The 1,298-nt window shown below is 61.1% G+C and carries 1 protein-coding gene; it reads right to left on the bottom strand.

What is annotated here, in order from left to right; translation table 11 throughout:
- Positions 1-37: 37 nt before the first annotated feature.
- Complete coding sequence (locus FS320_RS43510; RefSeq protein WP_152718666.1) at positions 38-1,240, bottom strand: IS256 family transposase; 1,203 nt, start codon at positions 1,238-1,240, stop codon at positions 38-40.
- Between the last annotated feature and the right edge of the window lie 58 nt (positions 1,241-1,298).

The raw sequence follows: 1,298 nt of genomic DNA, 5'->3' as shown, positions 1-1,298 counted from the left end.
GGGACTGCCGGATATTTTGTGCGGCGGCCTGTTTTCGTCACTGACTGACGAACCGCTCACCGAAGACGACGGCGAACTGGGTCTTGGCCTCGAGCCATTCGCGCGGCGGCCGTTTCCAGTCCGCGGCAGCGTGGTTCAACACCAGATATAGCAGCTTCATGGCCGCATCGTCACTCGGGAAGTGGCCCCTGGTGCGTACGGCACGCCGCAGCTTGGAGTTGAGCGCCTCGATCGCATTCGTCGTGTAGATGATCCGGCGCACGCTTTCGGGGAAGGCGAAGAAGGGCACAACATGGTCCCAGTTGCGCCGCCAGCTCTGAGCAATCGCCGGATACTTCTTGCCCCAAAAGCCCGCCTCAAAGTCGTCGAGCGCCTTCAGGCCGGCCTCGGCGTCCTTCGCCCGGTAGATCGCCCGGAGCGCCGGCACGACCGGCTTGCGGTCCTTCCACGACACGAACTCGAGCGAATGGCGGATCAGATGCACAATGCAGGTCTGGACGACCGTTTCCGGGAACACAGCATGGATCGCCTCGGGAAAACCCTTCAGGCCATCGACCACAGCGATCAGAATGTCACCGCCGCCGCGGTTCTTCAGGTCGTTCATGACCCTGAGCCAGAACTTGGCGCCTTCGGTCTGCTCGATCCAGAGGCCGAGGATCTCCTTGGTGCCGTCCGGCAGGACGCCGAGCGCAACATAGATGGCCTTGTTGCGCACGAAGCCTTCATCCCGGATTTTGACGCGGATCGCATCGAAGAAGACGAGCGGGTAGACGGCGTCCAACGGCCGGTTTTGCCATTCTGTCACCTCCTCCAGCACCGCGTCGGTGACCGCCGAGATCAGGTCCGGCGAGACCTCGATCCCGTAAAGCTCCTCCAGATGGCCACGGATCTCGCGCACCGTCATGCCGCGCGCATACATCGACACGATCTTGTCGTCGAAGTCCGGGAAGCGCCTCTGGTATTTGGCAATCAGCTTCGGGTCGAAGGTACCTGCGCGGTCCCGTGGGATCGTCAGTGTCATCTTCGACGTGCCGGTCAGAACCGACTTACGCGAATGGCCGTTGCGGCGATTGATGCTACCCTCGGCCCGTTCGTCCTCCAGGTGCTCGTCGAGTTCGGCGTTCAAAATCCGCTCTGAGAGCGCCTTCTTTAGGTCGTCCAGCAACCCGTCCTTTGCAAACACCTCGTTCGGATCACGCCCGGCAAGCAACTGGTCCAGAAGTTCTTTCTCGATAGCCATACGATGGTCCTTTCCTCTCCATCACTATGGCCTCACGCACAAAATTCCTGACAGTCCC

Origin of the sequence: Microvirga tunisiensis (assembly GCF_009296175.1) — a bacterium.
GTDB lineage: Bacteria > Pseudomonadota > Alphaproteobacteria > Rhizobiales > Beijerinckiaceae > Microvirga > Microvirga tunisiensis.
Note: the sequence above shows the minus strand (reverse complement) of the source record. Positions and strands in the feature narration are given on the sequence as shown.

Excerpts from the sequence above, each read along its gene's own strand:
- FS320_RS43510 (WP_152718666.1), bottom strand. The coding sequence starts at position 1,240 with ATGGCTATCGAGAAAGAACTTCTGGACCAGTTGCTTGCCGGGCGTGAT.